A 20,896-nucleotide genomic window follows, 5' to 3' on the forward strand; every position below is an offset into this window, starting at 1 on the left:
GTGGCAGGTGAGGTATGCCGGGTGGTGACCACGCGGCATACCCCGCCTCTGCGTGGCGGGGCGGTCAGAGCGAGAGGCGCGCCTTGACGACGTCGACCAGGCGGTCGGCGACGGCCTGGGCCTGCTCCTGCTCGGCGGCCTCGACCATGACGCGGACGACCGGCTCGGTGCCGGACTTGCGCAGCAGCACGCGGCCGCTGCCGGCGAGCGCCTCCTCCTCGGCCTTGACGGCCGCCTGGAGCTCGTCGTCCGTCTCGACCCGGGCCTTGTCCACGCCCTTGACGTTGATGAGGACCTGGGGCAGCCGGCGCATCACGGTGGCCAGCTCCGCCAGGGGCTTTCCGGTCTCGGCGACGCGGGCGGCGAGCATCAGGCCGGTGAGCACGCCGTCGCCGGTGGTGCCGTGGTCGAGGAAGATCACGTGCCCGCTCTGCTCGCCGCCGAGCGAGTAGGAGGACGCGCGCATGTCCTCGAGGACGTAACGGTCGCCGACCGCGGTCTGTCGCACCGCGATGCTCTCGCGCTCCATCGCCTGCAGCAGGCCGAGGTTGCTCATGACCGTCGCCACGAGGGTGTCCTGGGCCAGCGCGCCGCGGGACTTCAGCGACACGGCGAGGATCGCCATGATCTGGTCGCCGTCGACCTCGGTGCCGGTGTGGTCGATCGCGAGGCAGCGGTCGGCGTCACCGTCGTGGGCGATGCCGAGGTCGGCGCCGCGGGCCACGACGGCAGCCTTGAGGTGGTCGAGGTGCGTCGAGCCGTAGCCGTCGTTGATGTTGAGGCCGTCGGGCTCGGTGCCGATCTCGTAGACCTCGGCGCCGGCCAGCCGGAACACCTCCGGCGAGACCTGGCTGGCTGCACCGTGGGCGCCGTCGATGACGACCTTGATGCCGTTGAGACGGTTGGGCAGGACGGTGAGCAGGTGGGAGATGTAGCGCGTGTGGCCGTCGGGCATCGTCACGACCCGGCCCACGTCGGGGCCGGTCGGGCGCTCCCAGTCCTGGTCGAGGCGGGCGGCGATCTCGTCCTCGATCCGGTCGTCGAGCTTGTGCCCACCGGCAGCGAAGAACTTGATCCCGTTGTCCGGCATGGCGTTGTGCGACGCCGAGAGCATCACGCCGAAGTCCGCGTGGGTGTCATCGGTGAGGAAGGCGATCGCCGGGGTCGGGAGGACGTTGGCGTGGTAGACGTCGACACCCGCCGAGGCCAGGCCGGCGATCACGGCGGCCGAGAGGAACTCTCCCGAGGCGCGAGGGTCCCGACCGACGACGGCCTTCGGGCGGCGCCCGGCTCGACGCGCGTCGTCACCGAGGACGTGGGCGGCAGCCACGCTGAGCCGCAGCGCCAGCTCGGCCGTGATGTCGACGTTCGCGAGCCCGCGAACCCCGTCGGTACCGAAGAGTCGTGCCGTGGTGGGCATGAAGAGGAAGCCTTTCGATCAGGTGCGCGGACGGCCGCCGCGTGGGCAGGGCCGGGCGCACGGGCATCTGGCGTGAACCTACCCCCAAAGACGCCGGAGGCGGCACCCGAGTTGGGCGCCGCCTCCGGACGGGTACTGCAGGGGCAGATCAGCGCTTGCTGTACTGCGGAGCCTTGCGGGCCTTCTTGAGACCAGCCTTCTTGCGCTCCGGGACGCGGGCGTCACGGGTGAGGAAGCCGGCCTTCTTGAGGGCCGGACGGTTCAGCTCCTCGTCGATCCCGTTGAGGGAGCGGGCGACGCCGAGGCGGACCGCACCGGCCTGGCCGGAGGGGCCACCACCGTGGACGCGCACGAGCACGTCGTAGGCACCGTCGAGCTCGAGCAGCGTGAACGGCTCGTTGACGATCTGCTGGTGCACCTTGTTCGGGAAGTACTGCTCGAGCGTGCGCCCGTTGATCTTCCACTCGCCGTTGCCGGGGACGATGCGCACGCGGGCGATGGCCTGCTTGCGTCGACCGGTCGCGGCGCCGGGCACGGTGGCACTGGCGCGACGCGCGGGCTCGTCGGAGGAGACAGGGCCCTCGGACTCGGAGGTGTACTCGGTCAGCTCGACCTCGTCACCCTCGACAGGGGTCTCAGTGTTGATGTCAGTCACAAGAAATCCTTACTGGGAGACCTGGGTGATCTCGAACGGGACGGGCTTCTGGGCGCTGTGCGGGTGCTCGGAGCCGGCGTAGACCTTGAGGTGGGTCAGCTGCTCACGACCGAGCGTGGTGTGCGGGAGCATGCCGCGAACGGCCTTCTCCACGGCCTTCGCCGGGCTCTTGGCGAGCAGCTCGGTGTAGGAGGTGCTCTTGAGGCCGCCCGGGAAACCGGAGTGGCGGTAGGCCTTCTTCTGCTCGAGCTTGGCGCCGGTGAGGGCGACCTTCTCGGCGTTGATGATGATGACGAAGTCGCCACCGTCGACGTGCGGGGCGAACGTGGTCTTGTGCTTGCCGCGCAGGAGGATCGCGGTCTGGCTCGCCAGGCGACCCAGGACAACGTCCGTGGCGTCGATGACGTGCCAGGTGCGAGTGACCTCGGCCGGCTTCGGGGTGAAGGTGCGCAAAGTTCTGAACCTTTACATCGGAATTACATGAGGAAATGCGATGGTTCGGTATGCCGCGTGCGCCCGAGGCGCACGATCCGCCGGGCGGATCGGTGGTGTCGCCTTACGAGGGCGCACGGCACAACAGTGCTCAAGTTTACGGGCAACGCGCTGTGCACCCAAATCGCCGTTGAGGCCGCCTCAAACAGGCCCTGACCTGCGGTGATGCACGTGCACATTTCCTGTGCAAAATACTTGTGCAAACGAAGTGTGCAAAGGTATTGTGCACGCATGGCCACTTCTCGTACCCAGATCGGCGACATGACGGGCCTGCGCCTCGACGCCGCCGCCCTCAAGGTCCTGGCCCACCCCCTGCGCTCCAGGCTGCTCAGCGCCCTGCGCGTCGACGGGCCCGCGACCGCCACAGCACTGGCCGCGCGACTCTCGACCAACTCCGGGGCGACCTCCTACCACCTGCGCAAGCTCGAGTCGGTGGGGCTGGTCTCGGACAACGGCGAGGGCGAGGGCAAGCGCCGGCTCTGGCAGGCGGCCACCGACTTCCACACCTGGGAGGCCAGCGACTTCGCCGGCGATGAGGACTCCGAGACGGCGCTCAACTGGCTGGTCCGCGACTACGCCCGCCACTTCTCCGAGAAGTTCGAGCAGTGGCTCGACGTGCAGGAGACCTGGCCGCTGGAGTGGCGCGACGCCGCCGGCATGAGCGACAACTTCGTGGTCGCCACCCCGGAGCAGGTCGAGCAGCTCAAGGCCGAGCTCGACGAGCTCCTCCTGAGGTACCGACGGGTCGGGCAGGGCAACCCGAAGGCACGCCGCCTCGCCGTCTACTACGCGGCATACCCACTCGACCTCGACCGGGTCCCGACCGGCAAGGACGTGTCATGAGCAGCCTCTCCCCCACTGCGGCCAAGCGGGTCTTCCTCACCCTCAGCACGACCCGCTGGCTCCCGGTCGGCTTCGTCGTCGGCATCTTCACCCTCGTGGCCCGCGAGCGCGGCCTCACGATCCAGCAGATCACCCTCTACATGACCGCGCAGGGGATCATGGTCTTCCTGCTCGAGCTGCCGACCAGCGGGTTCGCCGACGCACTGGGGCGGCGTCCGCTGTTGCTGCTCGCCGGGGTGGTCAACATCGCGGCGGGCGTGGCCTTCCTCTTCGCCCAGTCGTTCTGGCAGTTCGCCCTGTCCGCGGGCCTGATGGGGGTCTACCGGGCGCTGGACTCCGGCCCCCTGGAGGCGTGGTACGTCGACACCGTGCACGAGCGCGAGCCCGGCGCCGACGTCCACCGCGCCATGTCGGCGCAGGGCGTGCTGGTCGGCGTCGGCATGGGTGGGGGCGCCCTGGTGTCCGGTGGGCTCGTGGCCTGGCACCCGTTCCGTGACTCGAGCGCCCTGCTCCTGCCGATCCAGGTCTTCGTGGCGCTGTGCGTCGTGCACCTCGTCGCGACCATCGCGCTCCTGCGCGAGACCCCGCGCAGTGACGACCGGATGCGGGCCCGGCTGGCCGACTCCGTGCGCGAGACCCCGGTGGTGGTGCGCGACGGGATCCGCCTCGTGACGCGCAACCGCGTGCTGGCCGGGTTGGTCGCCGTCGAGCTGTTCTGGGTCATCGGGATGATGGCCTACGAGACGCTGATGCCCCTGCGCCTGTCCGACCTGCTCGGCTCGGAGGCCGAGGCCGGCGCCTGGATGGGCCCGGCTGCGGCCGGCGGCTGGGCGCTGTTCTCGGTCGGCTCGTGGCTCGGTGGCCGCGCGGCCGACCGCTTCGGGCTGGTGCAGGCCGCTGTGCTGGGTCGGGTGCTCAACGGCCTCGGCGTCGTGGCGATGGGCCTGGTCCTCGGACCCGCCGCGCTCATCGCGGCCTACCTCGTGACCTACTCGCTGCACGGCGCCGCGAGCCCCGCCTACATGGGCCTGATGCACCGCGAGGCGAGTGCGCGGAACCGCGCGACGATCCTCTCGCTGGGCTCCCTGGTCATGCAGGCCGGTGGCGCGGTGGCCGGCCCCCTCCTGGGTCTGCTGGCGGCCCACACCTCGATCGCGACCGCGATGGTCGTCGCCGGTGCCGTCAGCACCGTGGGCTTCGTCTGCTTCCTCCCAGCCTGGCGCCGTGGCCGGCTCGAGCCGGTCGACGAGCTCGAGGTCGAGGACGCCACCACCGCCTAGCTCCGTCGCGTGGGTGGACGGCCTCAACCGAGGGTCGCGAGGGCCGGCTCGGGCGCGGGGACACTCGTCGTCCGGCGCAGCTCGCGCGACCCGCGGACCAGCATCGGTGCGAACGACGCGAGCGCCATCACGACGGCGGCCACCAGGATCACCCGACCGGTCCCGTAGGTGTGCGCCAGCGGTCCGGCGAGGGCGTTGCCGGCCGGGATCGCGACGAACGACGTCAGGATGTCCCACGACGACACCCGCGCCAGCACCGAGTGCGGTACACCGTCCTGCAGCGCGGTGTCCCAGCAGACCGAGAAGTACATCAGCCCACCGAAGGCGACCACCGCCGCGCCGATGACCACGGCCAGGTGGCCCGGCCACGCGAACGCCGCCGCGAACAGCGACATCAGCGCCACGCAGGGCCAGCCGACGAAGAGCGGGCGACTCGGCGGCACACGCAGCGCCAGCAGGCCACCCACCAGCCCCCCGGCGCCGGAGGCCGCGGAGATCCACCCGAGGGCGGTGGGGCCGCCCAGGTCGCGCACCGCGATGACGTCGACCAGCACGGTCACCGCCCCAAAGGCTGCGTGGTATGCCGTGGCGGCCAGCAGGCCGGCCAGCAACCAGCTGCGGCTGGTGACCTCGTGCCACCCCTCCCGGAGCTCCGCGAGCAGGCCCACGCGCGCGGCGCGCGGGGCGTCGACGCGGATGGCTGCCACCGTGCCCGCCGACACGAGGAAGGAGGCGGCGTTGACCACGAAGGCCCAGGGGGCGCCGGCCCACGCGACGAACACGCCGGCCGCGGCGGGGCCGAGGATGAAGGCGGAGTTCTGGAGGATGTTGAGGGTGGCGTTCGCCGCGTGCCGCCGGTCCGCCGCCACCAGCAGCGGGCGTAGCGAGACGAAGGCCGGCCCGAAGAAGGCGGCGGCACCACCGGTCACGGCCGCCAGCCCGCAGAGCAGCGGCACGCTGTCCTGGCCGGTCGCGAAGTAGCCGGCGGTGCCGAGGGCGCTCAGGGCCCGCACGACGTCGCTGGCGACCATGATCCCTCCCGGCGACGCCCGGTCGGCCCAGACGCCGCCCACGAGCGTCCCCGCCAGGCGGGCCGCCATGGTGGCTGCGAGGACGAGACCGAGCTCGCTGGCGCTGCCCCCGCCGGCGAGGACGGCGACGGCCAGGGCGATCGGCGCGAACGCGTCGCCGAACCACGACAGGCCCTGGCCGACGGCCAGGAGGCGGAATCCGCTGGGGGCTGGACTGGAGGTCATGCGAGAGATATTAGTACATCGTCTAACTATCTGCCATCTAACTCTCAGACGGTATCCAGATCTGCCACACTGGTCCCATGGCCGAGCAGCAGGAGCAGGACTGGGTGGACCAGCACGTCGAGCGCTGGCGGCGGACCTTCCGGGGGTTCGACCCCGAGGTCGAGGGCGCCCTCGTGCGGATCGGGGCGATCAACCGGCACGTGAAGCGCGCCAACGCCACGGCTTTCGGTGAGCTCGGGCTGGGGCCGGCCGAGTACGACACCCTCCACACCCTGCTCATCCAGCCCGAGCCCAACGAGACGACCCCCGCCCAGCTCGCCGAGGCGTGCCACGTCACTCGCGCTGCGATGACCTCGCGGCTCGACCGGCTGGTCGAGCTGGCCTACGTCACCCGCGAGAGCGACCCCCTCGACCGGCGACGGATCATCGTCCGGCCCACCCAGGCCGGACGGGCCGTGTGGAAGCAGGCCCTCGAGCTGGCCGTGGTCCGCGAGAAGCAGACCCTGGGGGTGCTGAGCGAGGCCGAGAAGGTCCAGCTCAACGCCCTCCTGCGCCGCATCGTCCTCGGCCTCGAGACCTGACCCCGGCGAGTCGGGGCCAGGTCCCGAGTCGTCAGGGCTGGAGGAAGACCGCCACGGTCCTCGGCGGCACGGTCGCGGTGCCCGCGGCCGCGTTCCACGTCGACGTCTTGACGACGGCGTCCGAGCCCTGCTGCTGCACCGGCGACAGAGCCAGGGTGGCGCCGGCCAGGCCGGGCACCTTCTGCGTCACGGCCGTCGGCGACGCGTTGAAGACCACGACCAGGCCCTTGAGCTGCGGGTCGACGTCCGCGCCCTTGGTGTCGTCGATCCGCATGGCGATCACCCCGGGGTGGGCGTCGGCCGTGCCGCTGGCCGGGAAGGAGACCTTGGCGTTGATCGCCGAGGCACTGCCCAGCCGGAACAGCCGGGTGGAGAACCGCAGCCGCAGCAGGTCCTGGGCCTGCGCCGTGGCGCTCTGCACGTCTGCTGCTGCCGGCTTGAGCGCCGGGTTGGCCAGCAACGGCTTCTGGAACGACCACTTCGACTCGTTGTCGCCCTTGAGCGGCAGCCCGTGGCCGAAGCCGTTGTCGGCGCCGGTCCAGTCGAGCGTGTTGAACCAGTCCGAGCTGTCATAGCTGTTGCGGTCCAGTGACTTCGACCGGAGCAGGTCTGCGCCGGCGTGCCAGAACGACGGAGTCTGGGCGAGGGCGGTCGTCGAGAGCGAGAGCGTGTTCATCCGCACCCGGTCGCTCATCGAGGTCGCCACCGGCAGCTTGTAGGTCAGGCTGTCGAACAGCGCCTCGTTGTCGTGGGCGTCGACGTAGGTGATCACCTCGTCCGGCTGGTCGGCATAGCCCGCCGGCTGGCCGTTGTAGTCCACGTCCTTGCCGGTCACCACGGAGCCATTCTCGTTGAGCCGCAACGAGAATGACCTCAGGTTGCCGGCCAGACCGAGCTCGACGAGATCGGTGTCGTGCTTGAGCCGGGTCGCCACATCCGGGTTCGCCCCGAGGTCGCCGTTGGGGTCGGTGGCCTCACCGCTGCCGAACCCCTGGACCCGCGGGTTGTCGTCGAACGGTCCGCCACCCCGCACGGCGTCACGCAACCGGTCCGAGAACGTCCCGATCCCGGTGCCGCCGAGCTGGCCCTGGGTGGCCTGCACGAACCGCGCGTTGTTCGCGACCTCGCCGAAGTTCCAGCCCTCGCCGTAGACGTAGACGGACTTGCCGTCGACGCCGTCCTTGCTCAGCGTGAGCTGGTCGAGGGCAGCCCGGACGGCCAGCATGTTGGCCTTGCTGTGGTGCCCCATCAGGTCGAACCGGAAGCCGTCGACCTTGTAGTCCCGGGCCCACAGCACGACCGCGTCGACCATCGCCTTCTGGGCCATGGCGTGCTCGGTCGCGACGTTCTGGCAGCAGGTCGACGTCTCGACGGCACCACTGGCGTTGAGGCGCTGGTAGTAGCCCGGCACGACCTTGTCGAGCACGCTGGTCTGCGCCTGCCCCGAGGTGGGGGTGTGGTTGAACACCTGGTCGAGGACGACGCGCAGCCCGTCCTGGTGGAGCGCCCCGACCATGGTCCGGAACTCCGCGACCCGCGCTCCCCCGTCGGCCTTGGCTGCCGTCGAGGCGTAGGAGCCCTCGGGTGCCATCCAGTGCCACGGGTCGTAACCCCAGTTGAAGGCGTCCTTGGCGCGGATGGCGTCGATGCACGCCTGCTGCTGGTCGCTGTCCGGCGGGTAGGACTTGAGGTCACAGCCCGGGGTCTGCTGGTTGGCCGGGTCCTCGGGGATCGACGCGATGTCGAAGGTCGGCAGCAGGTGCACCGTGTTGAGCCCCGCGGCCGCGAGCGCCTTGAGGTGCTTGGTGCCGTTGCCGTTCTCCGCGAAGGCCAGGTAGGAGCCGCGGTTCTCGGCGCTCACCGTCGGGTCGTTGACCGAGAAGTCACGGACGTGCAGCTCGTAGATGGTCGAGTCGACGTCCTTGGCCAGCGCCGGCGCCTTGGCCGTGCGCCACGACGCGGGTTGGTATGCCGCGTCGCTGAGGTCGACGGCCACCGACCGGGTCGAGTCGAGGGTCAGGGCGACCGAGTAGGGGTCGGTCACCTGCGTCGTCTCGACCTTTCCGGTGCTGGGGACGTAGACGGTCACCTCGTAGAGGTAGCGCGCGTTGCGCACCCCTGCAGACCCCGACCACGAGCCGTCGGACCCGCGCGCCAGGTGGGTCCGGGTCGCGGCGCTGGCCGGCGCATCGGCGGCCGCGCCAGGGGCCCAGGTGAGCAGGTCCACCCGCTGTGCCGTGGGCGCCCAGATCCGGTAGGCCGGCGAGCGCCCCGCGAAGGTGACGCCGTAGACGCGCTTGCCCGCGTCCGCGGCATACAGGTCGTCGAGGACGTAGGCGATCTGCACACCCGTGGCGTCGATGACCCGGTTGAGGGAGTCGAAGACCCCGACCGCGACCTGTCCCTGCAGGATCTCGGGCACCTGCTTGGCGGTCTTGTCATCGAGCCGCAGCGCGAGGTAGCCGGCGAGCTCTGGATGGGCGGCGACCACCGCGGCCGACAGTCCCCGCGGGTCCCACGTCAGCGGGGCCGACGAGCCGCCGACGATGTCCTCCGCGTCGACACTGAGCCCACCGGTCGCCGACCAGGCCAGCCGCCAGCGCAGCAGCGCGGGGTTGGCGCCTTCGGGGACCATGCCGGCAGGCACGGCGATGAGGTCCTTGCCGACCCAGCCCGCCCGCTGCTTGGTCAGGTCGGGGGCAGCCCCAGCCCTGGCCGCCTTGGCCGTCGCGACGTGCGTGCTGATGTCGTAGGAGATCGAGACCACCATGCCGTCGGCCGGCACGGTCAGCGAGATGTTGCCACCACCCGGCGCGCCACCGGCGCCGAAGTTCACGTCCCAGCTCAGGCCGTGGGTGATCTTGAACTCGTAGGTGCCGGCCGGCACCTGGTCACTAGACCAGGTGTAGATGCCGTCGCCGTTGGGGTCCTGCAGCCACGGTCGCATGCAGTCCGGGCTCCAGTCGGCCGGGCAGCCCAGCTCGGACTGGAACGACCCGGGCGCGGTGACGATCGGACCCTGGGCGTCCGAGGTCACGTAGTGCGTGCCGTGGTCGTAGTAGAACGTCACGCCGGTGGCGGGCGGCGTGTAGCCGATGTTGTCACCCCCCGGCACTCCTCCGGCCCCGTAGTTCTCGTCCCAGGACTTGTTGATCGCGACCTTGTAGGCATAGGTCTTGACCGGGAGGGTGGTGTAGGTGCCCTTCCAGATCTGGTCCTTGGGGTCGAGCGCGAGCTGGGCCTGCGGGCAGTCCGGCGACCAGTCCGCGGCACACCCCATCTCGGAGTTGTGGTCACCGGGGACGCTGGCTGCATCCGGCTGGGTGACCGGCCCGACGTTGCCACCGCCGCCGGCGGCCTTCGGGTCGCCCACGATGCCGTAGCTCGACGACGCCGAGAGGTGGCCCACCGAGTCCTTGGCCACCGCGCGGTACTCCACCAGCGTGCCCTTGGGCCAGGCCGTCGGGTCGCTGACGTCGTGGAAGACGCGGTAGGGCGCGTTGTCGTCGGTGCCCAGCTCCTGCCACGCGGTCGTCCCCACGGGGCGGGCGAGGAAGGAGACCTGCGCGAACGTGTTGTCCGCGATGCCCGCGCCGATCTCGGCACGGCCGCCGACGACGTCACCGGCACCCGGCGAGGTCAGGTAGACCGCGGGCGCCGACTTGGGCTTGTCCATCGGGCTCGTGGCCTTCCACACCGAGACCGACTGCGCCGGGAGGGTGACGGCGAGGCGGCCGTCCTTGGCCGAGCGCACCGACGACGTGGTGCCGTAGACGGGCGCGAACGTCTGGTTGTGGCCGTACGTCGCGAAGGTCGCGGACTTGGCCGTCGTCGCGTTGTTCAGGGCGACGACGTACTCGACGCGCTGGTCCTTGTCGATGCGGGAGAAGGCGAACAGGCCCGCGTTGCTGCTGGCGTAGCGGTGCACCTGCGCACCGTCGGCGAGGGCGGGGTTGGCCGCCCGGACCGCGGACAGCTCCTTGATGTGCTGGTAGAGCGGCGCGCTGGTGTCGAACCGCTCCTTGGCGCCCGGCTCCCCGCCCAGCACCTGCTCGCTCGCGTAGGTGGGGACCTGGGTGGCGAACATGTCCTGCCGGGCCGCCTTGTCGCCACCGGAGCCCATGAAGCCCTGCTCGTCGCCGTAGTAGGTGATCGGCTGGCCCCGGGTGAGGAACATCAACGAGTCGACCAGCTTGACGCGACGCATGAGGTCTGCGGCGTCCGCGCTGGGACCCTTGAGGAGCATGGCGACCCGACCCATGTCGTGGTTGCCCGTGAAGGTCGGCAGCTCGTAGGCGTTGGAGTCGGTGTCGGTGTAGTAGTCGTCGTCGGCATAGAGGTCGCGCAGGTCGGTCCCCGACTTGCCCTGCACCCAGTTGACCGACTGCGCCTGGAAGCCGAAGTCGAGCGTGGCCGGGAGCTTGCCGGTGGTCGTGAAGGTCGACATGTAGGACGGCCGCGAGTCGAAGACCTCGCCGAACATGAAGAAGTCGTCGTTGCCGTCCTTCCTGGCCTGCTCCAGCATCGCCGGGCTGAACTTCTGCCAGAACTCCATGTTGACGTGCTTCACGGTGTCGATCCGGAAGCCGTCGACGCCGAAGTCCACCCACGCCTTGTAGATGTCCTCCATGCCCTGCTCGACGTCGGCCTGCTCGGTGAACAGGTCGTCGAGCCCCACGAAGTCGCCGTACTCCGAGGACTCACCGGCGAAGGTGGAGTCGCCCCGGTTGTGGTAGTTGGTCCGGTCGTTCAGCCACGCCGGCACCTTCACCGTCGCGTCGGCGGGGGTGTTGAAGACCGGGTGGTACGGGAACGAGGTGTTCGGGTCCAGGGCCGGGAAGCCGGGTTTGCCGGCATACGCCTTGTCGTCGAAGACGTTCCCATCGGCGTCCTTGTAGGGAGAGGTCGCCTTGTCGATGTAGGAGTACTGGCCCTCGGAGTAGTTGATGACGTCCGCCGTGTGGTTGGTGATGATGTCGAAGAAGACCTTCATCCCCTTCGCATGGGCTGCCGAGATCAGGGCCGTGAGGTCGGCGTTGGTGCCGAGGTGCGGGTCGACCTGGGTGAAGTCGGTGATCCAGTACCCGTGGTAGCCGGCACTGTCGTTCGGCGGCGCGCCCTGCACCGGACGGTTCTTGAACGACGGCGTGAGCCAGATGGCCGTGGTGCCCAGACCCTTGATGTAGTCGAGCTTCGACTGGATCCCCTTGAGGTCACCACCGTGGTAGTACCCGCTGTTCGTCGGGTCGTAGCCGGTCTGGAACTTGTCGCCGGTCAGCCCACCCTTGTCGTTGGTCGGGTCCCCGTTCGCGAACCGGTCCGCCATGACGAAGTAGTACCGCTCCTTGGTGAGCGGCTCGCGCAACGAGTCCGCGGCATACGCCTGGTCGGCACTGGTGGCCGGCCCCGACAGCTGGACCGGTCGCATGCCCACCTGGTGGCTGACGTCGTCGTAGGAGAACTCGATGCGCGCCGGACCCTTGAGGACCAGCGGGATGTTGCCGCCGTTCTTCGCCCCACCCGCACCGTAGTTCTCGTCCCAGGAGTGGTTGATGACCACCTTGAACTCGTACGAGCCCGCGGGCACGTCGAAGACCTTCGCGTATGCCGTGGTGTTGCCCACCTGCGTCAGGTCCGTCGTCGTGCAGTCCGGAGCCCAGTCACCGGGGCAGCCGAGCTCGCTCTGCAACGAGCCGGCCAGCGTGGCCGTCCGGGGCACCGGGTCCGCGGCGGACGCGGGACCGGCCGCCAACGGCACCCCCACCCCGGCGAAGATGACGGCAGCGCTGCTGAGGGCAGCAAGAAGGGTCTTGGTACGCGCCATGACAGCACCGTCCTGGTCAACGGGAGTTCGGGGGAACCAAGGCAATGTATTCCCGCCCGGCCCGCAGCGCTCGCCGAGAACGACGGGTCCGGCTCAGCGGGCGCGGGCCACCCGGCCCTCGTCCCAGACCGGCTCGTCCGACTCGTAGACCCGGCCGTCCGACCCGAACACCAGGAACCGGTCGAAGCCCCGCGCGAACCACCGGTCGTGGGTCACTGCGATGACGGTGCCCTCGAACGCCTCGAGGCCCTCCTCGAGCGCCTCGGCCGAGTGCAGGTCGAGGTTGTCGGTGGGTTCGTCGAGCAGCAGGCAGGTCGCACCCGACAGCTCGAGCAGCAGGATCTGGAACCGTGCCTGCTGGCCACCGGAGAGCGAGTCGAAGGTCTGCTCGCTGGCCCGCGCCAGGCCGTAGCGGTCCAAGACCCGGGCGGCCTCCTCGCGGGGCCGTCCGGCGCGGTGCTCGTCGCCCCGGTGCAGGATCTCGAGGAGCGTGCGGCCGACGAGGGCGGGCTGCTCGTGCGTCTGGGCGAACCAGCCCGGCCGCACCCTCGACCCCAGTCGCAGCCGACCGGTGTGGGTCACCGAGACCGGCTGGAGGTCGCCGACCGGGCGGTGCTCGGCGTCGGGGTCGCTCCCACCGGCCGCCACGAGGCGCAGGAAGTGCGACTTGCCCGAGCCGTTGCTGCCGAGGACCGCGACCCGCTCCCCGAACCAGATCTCGAGGTCGAACGGCTTCATGAGGCCCCCCATGGCGGGAGAAAGCGTGCCATCGGGAGGTGCCCCCGCCTTCAGCTCGAGCCGCTCGGCGATGACGGCGCGCTTGGCGGTGCGACCACCCTTGAGCCGCATGTTCACGTTCTGCCGCAACGGCGTCTCCTGCGGTGGGCCGGCCTCCTCGAACTTGCGCAGGCGGGTCTGGGCAGCGTGGTAGCGGGGCGCCATGCCGTCGTTGTACTTGGCCTTGACCTTGAGCATCTGCACCAGGTCCTTGATCTTCTGGTGCTCCTCGTCCCAGCGCCGGCGCAGCTCCTCGAGGCGGGAGTTCCGGTCCTCCCGGGCCTGGTGGTAGGTCACGAACCGCCCCGGGTGGACCCACAGGGTCGAGCCGGCACCCCCGGGTTCGAGGGTGGCGACCCGCGTCGCGACCCGGTTGAGCAGCTCCCGGTCGTGGCTGACGAACAGCACCGTCTTCGGCGAGGCGATGAGCTGCTCCTCGAGCCACCGCTTGGCCGGCACGTCGAGGTAGTTGTCCGGCTCGTCGAGCAGCAGCACCTCCTCGGGCCCGCGCAGCAACGCCTCGAGGACGACCCGCTTCTGCTCCCCGCCCGACAGGGTGGTGACCTTGCGCCACTGGGCCTTGTCGAACGGCATACCGAGGGCTGCCACGGTGCAGACGTCCCACAGGGTCTCGTAGTCGTAGCCACCCACGTCGCCCCACGCGACGAGGGCGTGCGCGTAGGCCATCTGGTCGGCCTCGCTGTCGCGTTCCATCATCAGCATCTCGGTGCGGTCGATCTCGGCGGCGGCCTCGCGCACCGGCTCCGGCGCGACCGACAGCAGCAGGTCGCGCACGGTCGAGTCGTCGCGCACCGAGCCCACGAACTGCCGCATCACCCCGAGGCCGCCCGAGCGCGTCACCGCGCCCTCGTGGGCCACGAGGTCACCGGCGATGATCCGGCCCAGCGTCGTCTTACCCGTGCCGTTGGGACCGATGAGGGCCACCTTGGCGCCCTCACCCACGCGGAGGGAGACCTCGCTCAGCAGGGGCCGGCCGTCCGGCAGCACGAAGCTCACGGTGTTGATGTCGAGGTGTCCCACGGGGTCAAGGGTGCTGCACGCGACCCCCGCCCGTCATCTCAGTTGTCTGGCGGCCAACGCCGGACGAAGGGACTAGACGAAGGTAAAGGCTTGTCAAAGTTGGCAGGGAGCACCGGTCCAGACCCCCGACCATGGAAACCTCACCCCGAAAGGACATCCCGTGCCCCGCTCTGCCTCCCCCCTGCGCCTCATGGCTATGGTCGCCCTCGTGGCGATCGTCGGTGCCGTCGGCGTGACGGTGGCAGGCCAGGCGATGGCTGCCCCGGAGGTGGACCGCACCGGTCGGCCGGCCGCTGCGCGAGCCATGTGGGTCTGGGACACGTCCGACCCGCAGGCGGTCGTCAGCCTCGCCGCGGCTCGGGGCATCGGTCAGCTGTATGCCGCCGTCCCCCCGCACGTGGACGGCTCACCGAAGCTCGCCGAGCTCCAGCAGCTCGTCGCCCTGGCCGACGCCGCGGGGCTGCGGGTCGACGCGCTCGGCGGCGACCCGGGCTGGGTCGACAACCCCACGTGGGTGGTCACCAACTGGCTCCAGCCGGCGCTCGCCACCGGACTGTTCACCGGGGTCCACGTCGACATCGAGCCCTACACGACCCCCGCGTGGACGAAGAACCGCAAGGCCGTCATCAAGAAGTACCTCACGACCCTCGACACGCTCGGCGCCGCCGCCGCAGCAACCCCGATCGAGGCGGACATCCCGTTCTGGTTCGACGAGATCGCCGCGAACGGCTCCACGCTGGACCGCGAGATCATGCGTCGCACCGACGCGGTCACCGTGATGGCCTACCGCAACACCGCCGACGGGACCGACGGCACGATCGCCCTCGCCTCGGCCGAGCTGGCCGCGGGCGCACTGCTCGGCCGCCCGGTGCGGGTCGGTCAGGAGACGAACTTCCTCGGCGCCGACCCGACGGAGGTCAAGCAGACCTTCCACGGCATGACGCTGGCGCAGATGGACGCCCAGCTCGCGCTCGTGCGGGACGCGTTCTCGGGCTCCCCCGCGTTCGCGGGGCTGGCGATCCACGACTCGGTCGGCTACGCGGCCGTCACCGGCTGACCGGTCCCCCCGGACTTCCTCCGCTGGGGCTCAGGGCCTCTCGGGCTCCAGGAGCAGGCGGCACCACAGGTCCTCGAGCAGGTCGGCGTAGCGCTGGGCCGACCAGCCGCGCGAGCGGAGCAGCAGCCAGTAGTCGGGTGAGTTGGTCGACCAGATCAGGTCGGCCACCTCGTGGTCGGTGAGGTCTGCCCGCAGGTCGCCCGTCGCGCGCAGGTCGGCGGCCAGCAGCAGCATGTTGGCGGCCCGGCGGTCCATCACCATCGCCCAGGCCGAGGCCGAGGCGGGGTCGGACTCCCCCGCCCTGCGCAGAGCCTCGAGCAGCGGGGCGGTGCGCGGCACGAGGGTCCGCAACGCCGCGGCATACACCGCGAGCTTGTCCCGGCCGGTGCGGGCGGCCTGCACGGCCCGCACGTAGTCGCGCTCCTGGGCGGGCACCGGCTGGTCGCTGGAACCCAGCACCATGTCGACCACGGCGACCGCCAGCTCGGGCTTGCGCCCCACGCTGGTGTAGACGGTGTCGACCGAGACGCCGGCCGCAGCCGCGACCATCGCCACGGTCGTCGCCTCGTAGCCGTGCTCGGTCAACAGGTCCTTGGCTGCGCGCAGGACGGCGAGCCGGGTGCGCTGTGCCTGCTCGGCGCGCAGCGTCGACCGGTAGGTGCGGGTCTTGACGGGCCTGGTCATCGGGCCTACCTTAGCAATATTCGTCCGAAGATGATTCGGATGAAATGGCTTGGCCCGACGACGGGTCGGGAGCCGTGGCCCGGATGCAGCACGAGGAGCGTCAGATGAGCGAGCTCGGGACGACCGCCACGACTCCCACCACCGACGATGGCCCCGGGGTGGTCCACCGGCCGGCGGGCACGGGACGGGGGACGTGGGCGATGGGCTCGTTGTTCGAGCACCTCCTCACTGCTGACGAGTCGGGCGGGCGACTCGGCGTCGCGATCGTGACCCAGCCCCCCGGCATCGCCACCCCGCTGCACCGGCACACCCGTGAGGCAGAGGCCTTCTACCTCCTCGATGGCACCATGACCTACCGCGCCGGGGACGAGGTCTTCCACCTCGCGGCCGGTGACTTCATCTGGCTGCCGGCGATGCTGCCCCACGCCTTCCGGGTGACCGGCGACCGGCCGGTCCGGTTCCTGGGCCTCACCGACCCCGGGCACCTGTTCGACCTCTACGACGAGGTCGGGCTGCCTGCGCTCGAGCACCGGCTGCCGGGAGCGGATGGTCGCCCGATGCCTGAGGAGATCGCCCGGTGGAACGTCGTGGGCCCGCGGTACGGGCTCGAGGTGGTCGGACCGCCCCTGCCCGAGGGCTCCTAGCCCCTCCGCTCGCCCAGGGTGCGCACGGCCCGCGCCTCGTCCGCACGGGAGGCCAGCCCGGTGTCGTCGGGGTAGGTGACCTCCTCCAGCGACAGGCCGTGGGGTGGCATGACGGTGACGCCGGTGTCTCTGACGGCGGCGCGCATCACCTCGGCGGGCCACTCGACCGACCGACGCCCCTCGCCGACCGGCAGCACCGCCCCGACCAGCGACCGCACCATCGAGTGGCAGAACGCGTCGGCCACGACGGTCGCCTCGAGGGTGCCGTCCGCGGCCCTGCGCCACGAGTAGTCGAGCAGCGTGCGCACCGTGGTGGCGCCGTCCCGCTTCTTGCAGAACGCGCCGAAGTCGTTCAGCCCCAACAGTTTCTGCGCCGCGGAGTGCATGGCCTCGACGTCCAGCTCACGCTTGGTGAGGACCGTGTCACGTCGCCGGAGCGGGTCGGCCGTCGCGGGTCGGTCGCACAGTCGGTAGAGGTAGCGGCGCTGCAGCGCCGAGAACCGCGCGTCGAAGCCCTCGGGCACGACGCCGACCGCCCGCACGCCGATGTCTGCGGGGAGTATGCCGCGCAGTCGCGACAGCGCCGCCGCCTCGGCGGAGCGCTCCGACCGACCGCGCAGGGCCGCCCAGGCCGACGGGTCTGCGTCGAGGTGAGCCACCTGTCCGCGGGCGTGCACGCCGGCGTCGGTGCGCCCCGCCACGGTGAGGCGCACCGGTTCGCTGGAGCGCAGCAGGGTGGTCAGGGCGGCCGAGAGCTCCCCCTCGACGGTGCGCAGACCCGGTTGGGCCGCCCAGCCGGAGAAGTCGGTGCCGTCGTAGCCGAGGTCGAGGCGGATCCGCAGGGGCGCGGTCGGCTCCACGCCCTGCTCGTCGTCCATCCCGCCAGCCTAGCCACGGGCACGGCTCCGACGATGCCGGCCGGCGGTCTGCCAGAGTGGGCGGGTGAGGATCGCCACCACCGCGGCGCCGACCGCTGCCGGGCTGGCCCGGCACCGCGCGGCCGTCGCCGCCGCCTTCGCCGTCCAGGGCTTGCTGTTCATCTCCCTGACCACCCGGCTGCCGAGGTTCCAGGACCGGTGGGACCTGTCGGAGCTGTTCGTGTCCGGGCTCCTGCTGATGGTCGTGCTGTTGGCCGGCGCCGGGTCGGCCCTGGCCGAGCTGGCCGCCACCCGCCGGGGCAGTGCCACGACGTTGCGGGTCGGGTTCGTCCTGCAGGCCCTCGGGTTGGCCGCGGTCGCCGGGGCGCCACAGCGGGGTGTCTTCGTGGGCGGGCTCGCTCTCTACGGCCTGGGCCTCGGCGTGGTGGACGCCGCCTCCAACATGCAGGCGGTGGCGGTCGAGCACCGCTACGGCCGCACCATCCTGCCGTCGTTCCACGGCGCCTGGACGGCGGGCGGGATCGTTGCGACCGTCGTCACGATCGCGGTGACGCAGGTCGGCCTGCTCGCCGGGTTGCTGCCGTTGTGCGCCGTGGCGCTCATCCTGCTGGCCGCCCCCCTCCTACCCGCGAGCGCCGACCCGCCGGTGACGACTGCGCCCGGCCTGGACGTCCCGTGGCGCAAGATCCTCCTGCTCGGTGCCGCGATGGTGCTCTTCTACATGGTCGACACCGCCGCGACGACCTGGGGGCCGGTCTTCCTCAAGTCGGTCCACGACGCCCCCGACTGGCTGCTCCCGCTCGCCACCCTCCCCTACCTCGTCGCCAGCCTGGCCACCCGGCTCGCCGGTGACGCCGCGGTCGCCAGGGTCGGGGCCGTGTCCCTGCTCCGCGGCGGTGCGGTCGTGGCGTGCGGGGCCCTGGCCGTCATCGTCTTCTCCCCGTCGTGGTGGGTCGCCGTCCTCGGGTTCACCATCCTCGGTGGCTCGGTGGCCGTGATCGCGCCGTTGTCCTTCTCCGCCGCCGCGGTGGTCGCCGGTGGCGGGCTGGACCCCGAGGCGCGACGGGCGCGGGTGGATGCGGTGATCGCCCGGTTCAACCAGTTCAACTACGTGGGAGGGCTGCTGGGGGCGGTCCTGACCGGCGTGGTCGGGTCGCAGTCGCTACGGCCGGGGTTCGCCGTACCCATGGTGCTGATCCTGGCCATCCTCCCCCTCGCCGGGGCCTTCCGCACCGAGCCGGCGACCCGGCAGACCTGACCCGCGCACCCGCCACCCGCAGGTGGCAGACCACCCCCACTTCTGGCCACCAGCACCTCACCACACCCCCAGAACCGCCGTCCCGTGAGGCACAGGTGGCAACAAGTCGGGCACCACCCCCACTTCCTGCCACCAGCACCTCACCAGACCCCCGGAACCGCCGTCCCGTGAGGCACCAGTGGCAACAAGTCCGGGGGTGGGGCGGGGCGGGGGTACGACGACGAGGGCCGCTCACCCCATGGGGTGAGCGGCCCTCGTCGGTGCCGGGTGGCTGCCTGGGTCAGGCGCCGGCCTTCTCGAAGCCAGCGGCCTCGGCGTCGGCGGCGGACTTGAACCAGAACTCCGCGTGGGTCTGGTCGTACCACTGGCCGTCGGGCTCGTGGAACTTGCCGGAGTCGGCGTTGCCCTTGACGGTGTACTCCGCGTCGGGGGACGAGCCGTCCTCGTTCGCGGCGATGGCACCGGCCGGGACCTCCTTGGCGGCAGCCTCGGTGGTCTCGGTCTCGGTCGCCTCGGTGGACTCAGTCGCCTCGGTGGTCTCCTCGGCCTTGGCGTCGTCCTCCGCAGCCTTGGTCTCGACCGCAGCCTGCTTGGCCTCGGCCTGCTTGGCGGAACGCTTGGTGGCGGCCTCCGCCTCCTTGACCGTCGCCTTCTTGGCCAGCGGCTCGCGGACGAGCTCGATCACGGCCATGGGGGCGTTGTCACCCTTGCGGGCGCCGATCTTGGTGATGCGGGTGTAGCCGCCGGGGCGCTCGGCCATGTCGGGCGCGATCTCGGTGAAGAGACGGTGCACGACGCCCTTGTCGGAGATGACCGACAGGACGCGACGACGGGCGTGGAGGTCACCGCGCTTGGCGAACGTCACGAGACGCTCGGCCAGCGGGCGCAGGCGCTTGGCCTTGGCCTCGGTGGTGGTGATCGAGTCGTGCTCGAACAGCGAGCTGGCCAGGTTGGCCAGGATCAGGCGCTCGTGAGCCGGACCGCCGCCGAGACGGGGACCCTTGGTGGGGGTAGGCATGGTTCAGGTTCTCCTTGGTGTGTGACCTGCCGGCACCGCGGACGGTGCCGACTGGTCAGCGGCGGTTGGTCAGAGCTGCTCGTCTTCGGCCAGGGCGCGGCCGTCGTCAACGAAGTCGTCGTCGTAGTCGCCGTAGTTGTCGGCGATGGCGGACGGGTCGAACCCGGGCGGGCTGTCCTTGAGGGCCAGGCCCATGCCGACGAGCTTGGCCTTGACCTCGTCGATCGACTTCGCACCGAAGTTGCGGATGTCGAGCAGGTCGGCCTCGCTGCGTCCGACGAGCTCACCCACGGTGTGGATGCCCTCGCGCTTGAGGCAGTTGTAGGACCGGACGGTGAGGTCGAGGTCCTCGATCGGCAGCGCCAGGTCGGCAGCCAGGGCGGCGTCGGTCGGCGACGGGCCCATGTCGATGCCCTCGGCCTCGACGTTGAGCTCGCGGGCCAGGCCGAACAGCTCGACCAGGGTCTTGCCGGCGGAGGCCATGGCGTCGCGGGGGGCCATCGAGTTCTTGGTCTCGACGTCGACGATCAGCTTGTCGAAGTCGGTGCGCTGCTCGACACGGGTCGCCTCGACCTTGTAGGTCACGGCGAGCACCGGCGAGTAGATGGAGTCGACCGGGATGCGGCCGATCTCCTGGTCACCGGACTTGTTCTGGTTGGCCGAGACGTAGCCGCGACCGCGCTCGACGGTCAGCTCCATCTCGATCTTGCCCTTGCCGTTGAGCGTGGCGATGTGCAGGTCGGGGTTGTGCACCTCGACGCCGGCCGGCGGAGCGATGTCCGCGGCGGTGACGGCGCCCGCACCCTGCTTGCGCAGGTACATGACGACCGGCTCGTCGTGCTCCGAGGAGACGACCAGGCCCTTGATGTTGAGGATGATCTCGGTGACGTCCTCCTTGACCCCGGGGATCGTGGAGAACTCATGCAGCACGCCGTCGATGCGGATGCTGGTCACGGCTGCGCCGGGGATGCTCGAGAGGAGCGTGCGGCGCATGGAGTTGCCGAGCGTGTAGCCGAAGCCGGGCTCGAGGGGCTCGATGACGAAGCGGCTGCGGTTGTCCGCAACGACGTCTTCGCTGAGTGAGGGGCGCTGTGCAATGAGCACGGGTGTTTCCTTTCTCTTCGGCGACCGCTATATGACGCCGATGATGTGCCGGTCCGACCGGCTGTCCATGCCACCTCTGTCTGC

The 20,896-nt window shown here is 70.7% G+C and carries 16 protein-coding genes; 6 read left to right on the forward strand and 10 right to left on the reverse strand.

Annotated features, from left to right (window positions below; translation table 11 throughout):
- Positions 1-64 precede the first annotated feature (64 nt).
- From glmM to rplM, 3 genes are all read right to left on the reverse strand, one after another.
- The gene (gene glmM / locus ASG95_RS16275; protein ID WP_057378136.1) at positions 65-1,420 is read right to left on the reverse strand and encodes a phosphoglucosamine mutase; all 1,356 of its coding nucleotides are present in this window, start codon (positions 1,418-1,420) and stop codon (positions 65-67) included.
- 148 nt (positions 1,421-1,568) lie between these two features.
- Positions 1,569-2,075 (reverse strand): 30S ribosomal protein S9, encoded by a 507-nt coding sequence (rpsI, locus tag ASG95_RS16280; protein WP_056923967.1) that lies wholly within the window; start codon positions 2,073-2,075, stop codon positions 1,569-1,571.
- Positions 2,076-2,084: 9 nt separating this feature from the next.
- Positions 2,085-2,528, reverse strand: coding sequence for a 50S ribosomal protein L13 (gene rplM, locus ASG95_RS16285; RefSeq protein WP_056923968.1), 444 nt, complete (start codon positions 2,526-2,528; stop codon positions 2,085-2,087).
- 270 nt (positions 2,529-2,798) lie between these two features.
- Between rplM and ASG95_RS16290 the strand changes: the two genes are divergently transcribed.
- Together ASG95_RS16290 and ASG95_RS16295 are read left to right on the forward strand one after the other, a co-directional pair.
- Positions 2,799-3,410, forward strand: coding sequence for a helix-turn-helix domain-containing protein (locus ASG95_RS16290; RefSeq protein WP_157582187.1), 612 nt, complete (start codon positions 2,799-2,801; stop codon positions 3,408-3,410).
- Positions 3,407-4,690 carry an MFS transporter gene (locus ASG95_RS16295; RefSeq protein ID WP_057378137.1) on the forward strand — a complete coding sequence of 428 codons (1,284 nt, stop codon included), beginning with the start codon at positions 3,407-3,409 and terminating at the stop codon, positions 4,688-4,690. The genes ASG95_RS16290 and ASG95_RS16295 overlap by 4 nt, the downstream gene beginning before the upstream one ends.
- Before the next feature lie 23 nt (positions 4,691-4,713).
- Here ASG95_RS16295 and ASG95_RS16300 read toward each other — a convergent pair whose 3' ends face one another.
- On the reverse strand, positions 4,714-5,946 hold the full coding sequence (locus ASG95_RS16300) for an MFS transporter (RefSeq protein ID WP_057378138.1): 1,233 nt from the start codon (positions 5,944-5,946) through the stop codon (positions 4,714-4,716).
- A gap of 77 nt (positions 5,947-6,023) precedes the next feature.
- Between ASG95_RS16300 and ASG95_RS16305 the strand changes: the two genes are divergently transcribed.
- Positions 6,024-6,527, forward strand: a complete 504-nt coding sequence (locus ASG95_RS16305) for a MarR family winged helix-turn-helix transcriptional regulator (protein ID WP_057378139.1) — start codon at positions 6,024-6,026, stop codon at positions 6,525-6,527.
- Between the two features lie 31 nt (positions 6,528-6,558).
- Here the strand turns inward: ASG95_RS16305 and pulA are convergent, their stop codons facing one another.
- Together pulA and ASG95_RS16315 are read right to left on the reverse strand one after the other, a co-directional pair.
- Positions 6,559-12,351 carry a pullulanase-type alpha-1,6-glucosidase gene (gene pulA / locus ASG95_RS16310; RefSeq protein WP_057378140.1) on the reverse strand — a complete coding sequence of 1,931 codons (5,793 nt, stop codon included), beginning with the start codon at positions 12,349-12,351 and terminating at the stop codon, positions 6,559-6,561.
- Between the two features lie 93 nt (positions 12,352-12,444).
- Positions 12,445-14,169 carry an ABC-F family ATP-binding cassette domain-containing protein gene (locus ASG95_RS16315; protein ID WP_057378141.1) on the reverse strand — a complete coding sequence of 575 codons (1,725 nt, stop codon included), beginning with the start codon at positions 14,167-14,169 and terminating at the stop codon, positions 12,445-12,447.
- Between the two features lie 190 nt (positions 14,170-14,359).
- Here ASG95_RS16315 and ASG95_RS16320 point away from each other — a divergent pair, with 190 nt between their 5' ends.
- A complete protein-coding gene (locus tag ASG95_RS16320; RefSeq protein ID WP_157582190.1) occupies positions 14,360-15,226 on the forward strand; it encodes a hypothetical protein in 867 nt (288 codons plus the stop codon).
- Positions 15,227-15,256: 30 nt separating this feature from the next.
- Here ASG95_RS16320 and ASG95_RS16325 read toward each other — a convergent pair whose 3' ends face one another.
- Positions 15,257-15,910 carry a TetR/AcrR family transcriptional regulator gene (locus tag ASG95_RS16325; protein WP_057378143.1) on the reverse strand — a complete coding sequence of 218 codons (654 nt, stop codon included), beginning with the start codon at positions 15,908-15,910 and terminating at the stop codon, positions 15,257-15,259.
- Positions 15,911-16,014: 104 nt separating this feature from the next.
- On the opposite strand from ASG95_RS16325, the gene ASG95_RS16330 reads away from it, so the two are divergent.
- Complete coding sequence (locus ASG95_RS16330; protein WP_162259413.1) at positions 16,015-16,554, forward strand: cupin domain-containing protein; 540 nt, start codon at positions 16,015-16,017, stop codon at positions 16,552-16,554.
- On the opposite strand, the gene truA is transcribed toward ASG95_RS16330, so the two are convergent.
- Complete coding sequence (truA, locus tag ASG95_RS16335; RefSeq protein ID WP_057378145.1) at positions 16,551-17,432, reverse strand: tRNA pseudouridine(38-40) synthase TruA; 882 nt, start codon at positions 17,430-17,432, stop codon at positions 16,551-16,553. The two genes, ASG95_RS16330 and truA, sit on opposite strands and share 4 nt — an antisense overlap.
- Positions 17,433-17,496: 64 nt before the next feature.
- On the opposite strand from truA, the gene ASG95_RS16340 reads away from it, so the two are divergent.
- The gene (locus ASG95_RS16340) at positions 17,497-18,690 is read left to right on the forward strand and encodes an MFS transporter (RefSeq protein ID WP_235543945.1); all 1,194 of its coding nucleotides are present in this window, start codon (positions 17,497-17,499) and stop codon (positions 18,688-18,690) included.
- 280 nt (positions 18,691-18,970) lie between these two features.
- Here the strand turns inward: ASG95_RS16340 and rplQ are convergent, their stop codons facing one another.
- Together rplQ and ASG95_RS16350 are read right to left on the reverse strand one after the other, a co-directional pair.
- A complete protein-coding gene (gene rplQ, locus ASG95_RS16345; RefSeq protein WP_056923977.1) occupies positions 18,971-19,708 on the reverse strand; it encodes a 50S ribosomal protein L17 in 738 nt (245 codons plus the stop codon).
- A 69-nt stretch (positions 19,709-19,777) separates the two neighbouring features.
- On the reverse strand, positions 19,778-20,812 hold the full coding sequence (locus ASG95_RS16350; RefSeq protein ID WP_056923978.1) for a DNA-directed RNA polymerase subunit alpha: 1,035 nt from the start codon (positions 20,810-20,812) through the stop codon (positions 19,778-19,780).
- Positions 20,813-20,896: the final 84 nt, after the last annotated feature.

Source organism: Phycicoccus sp. Soil803 (assembly GCF_001429685.1).
In the GTDB taxonomy this organism is placed as follows: Bacteria; Actinomycetota; Actinomycetes; order Actinomycetales; family Dermatophilaceae; genus Pedococcus.

What these genes read in the sequence shown, in the direction of transcription:
- ASG95_RS16295 (WP_057378137.1), top strand. Translation starts at nt 3,407, where the DNA reads ATGAGCAGCCTCTCCCCCACTGCGGCCAAGCGGGTCTTCCTCACCCTC.
- ASG95_RS16300 (WP_057378138.1), bottom strand. Translation starts at nt 5,946, where the DNA reads ATGACCTCCAGTCCAGCCCCCAGCGGATTCCGCCTCCTGGCCGTCGGC.
- glmM (WP_057378136.1), bottom strand. Translation starts at nt 1,420, where the DNA reads ATGCCCACCACGGCACGACTCTTCGGTACCGACGGGGTTCGCGGGCTC.
- rplQ (WP_056923977.1), bottom strand. Translation starts at nt 19,708, where the DNA reads ATGCCTACCCCCACCAAGGGTCCCCGTCTCGGCGGCGGTCCGGCTCAC.
- truA (WP_057378145.1), bottom strand. Translation starts at nt 17,432, where the DNA reads ATGGACGACGAGCAGGGCGTGGAGCCGACCGCGCCCCTGCGGATCCGC.
- ASG95_RS16305 (WP_057378139.1), top strand. Translation starts at nt 6,024, where the DNA reads ATGGCCGAGCAGCAGGAGCAGGACTGGGTGGACCAGCACGTCGAGCGC.
- ASG95_RS16330 (WP_162259413.1), top strand. Translation starts at nt 16,015, where the DNA reads ATGAGCGAGCTCGGGACGACCGCCACGACTCCCACCACCGACGATGGC.
- ASG95_RS16320 (WP_157582190.1), top strand. Translation starts at nt 14,360, where the DNA reads ATGGCTATGGTCGCCCTCGTGGCGATCGTCGGTGCCGTCGGCGTGACG.
- ASG95_RS16290 (WP_157582187.1), top strand. Translation starts at nt 2,799, where the DNA reads ATGGCCACTTCTCGTACCCAGATCGGCGACATGACGGGCCTGCGCCTC.
- ASG95_RS16325 (WP_057378143.1), bottom strand. Translation starts at nt 15,910, where the DNA reads ATGACCAGGCCCGTCAAGACCCGCACCTACCGGTCGACGCTGCGCGCC.
- pulA (WP_057378140.1), bottom strand. Translation starts at nt 12,351, where the DNA reads ATGGCGCGTACCAAGACCCTTCTTGCTGCCCTCAGCAGCGCTGCCGTC.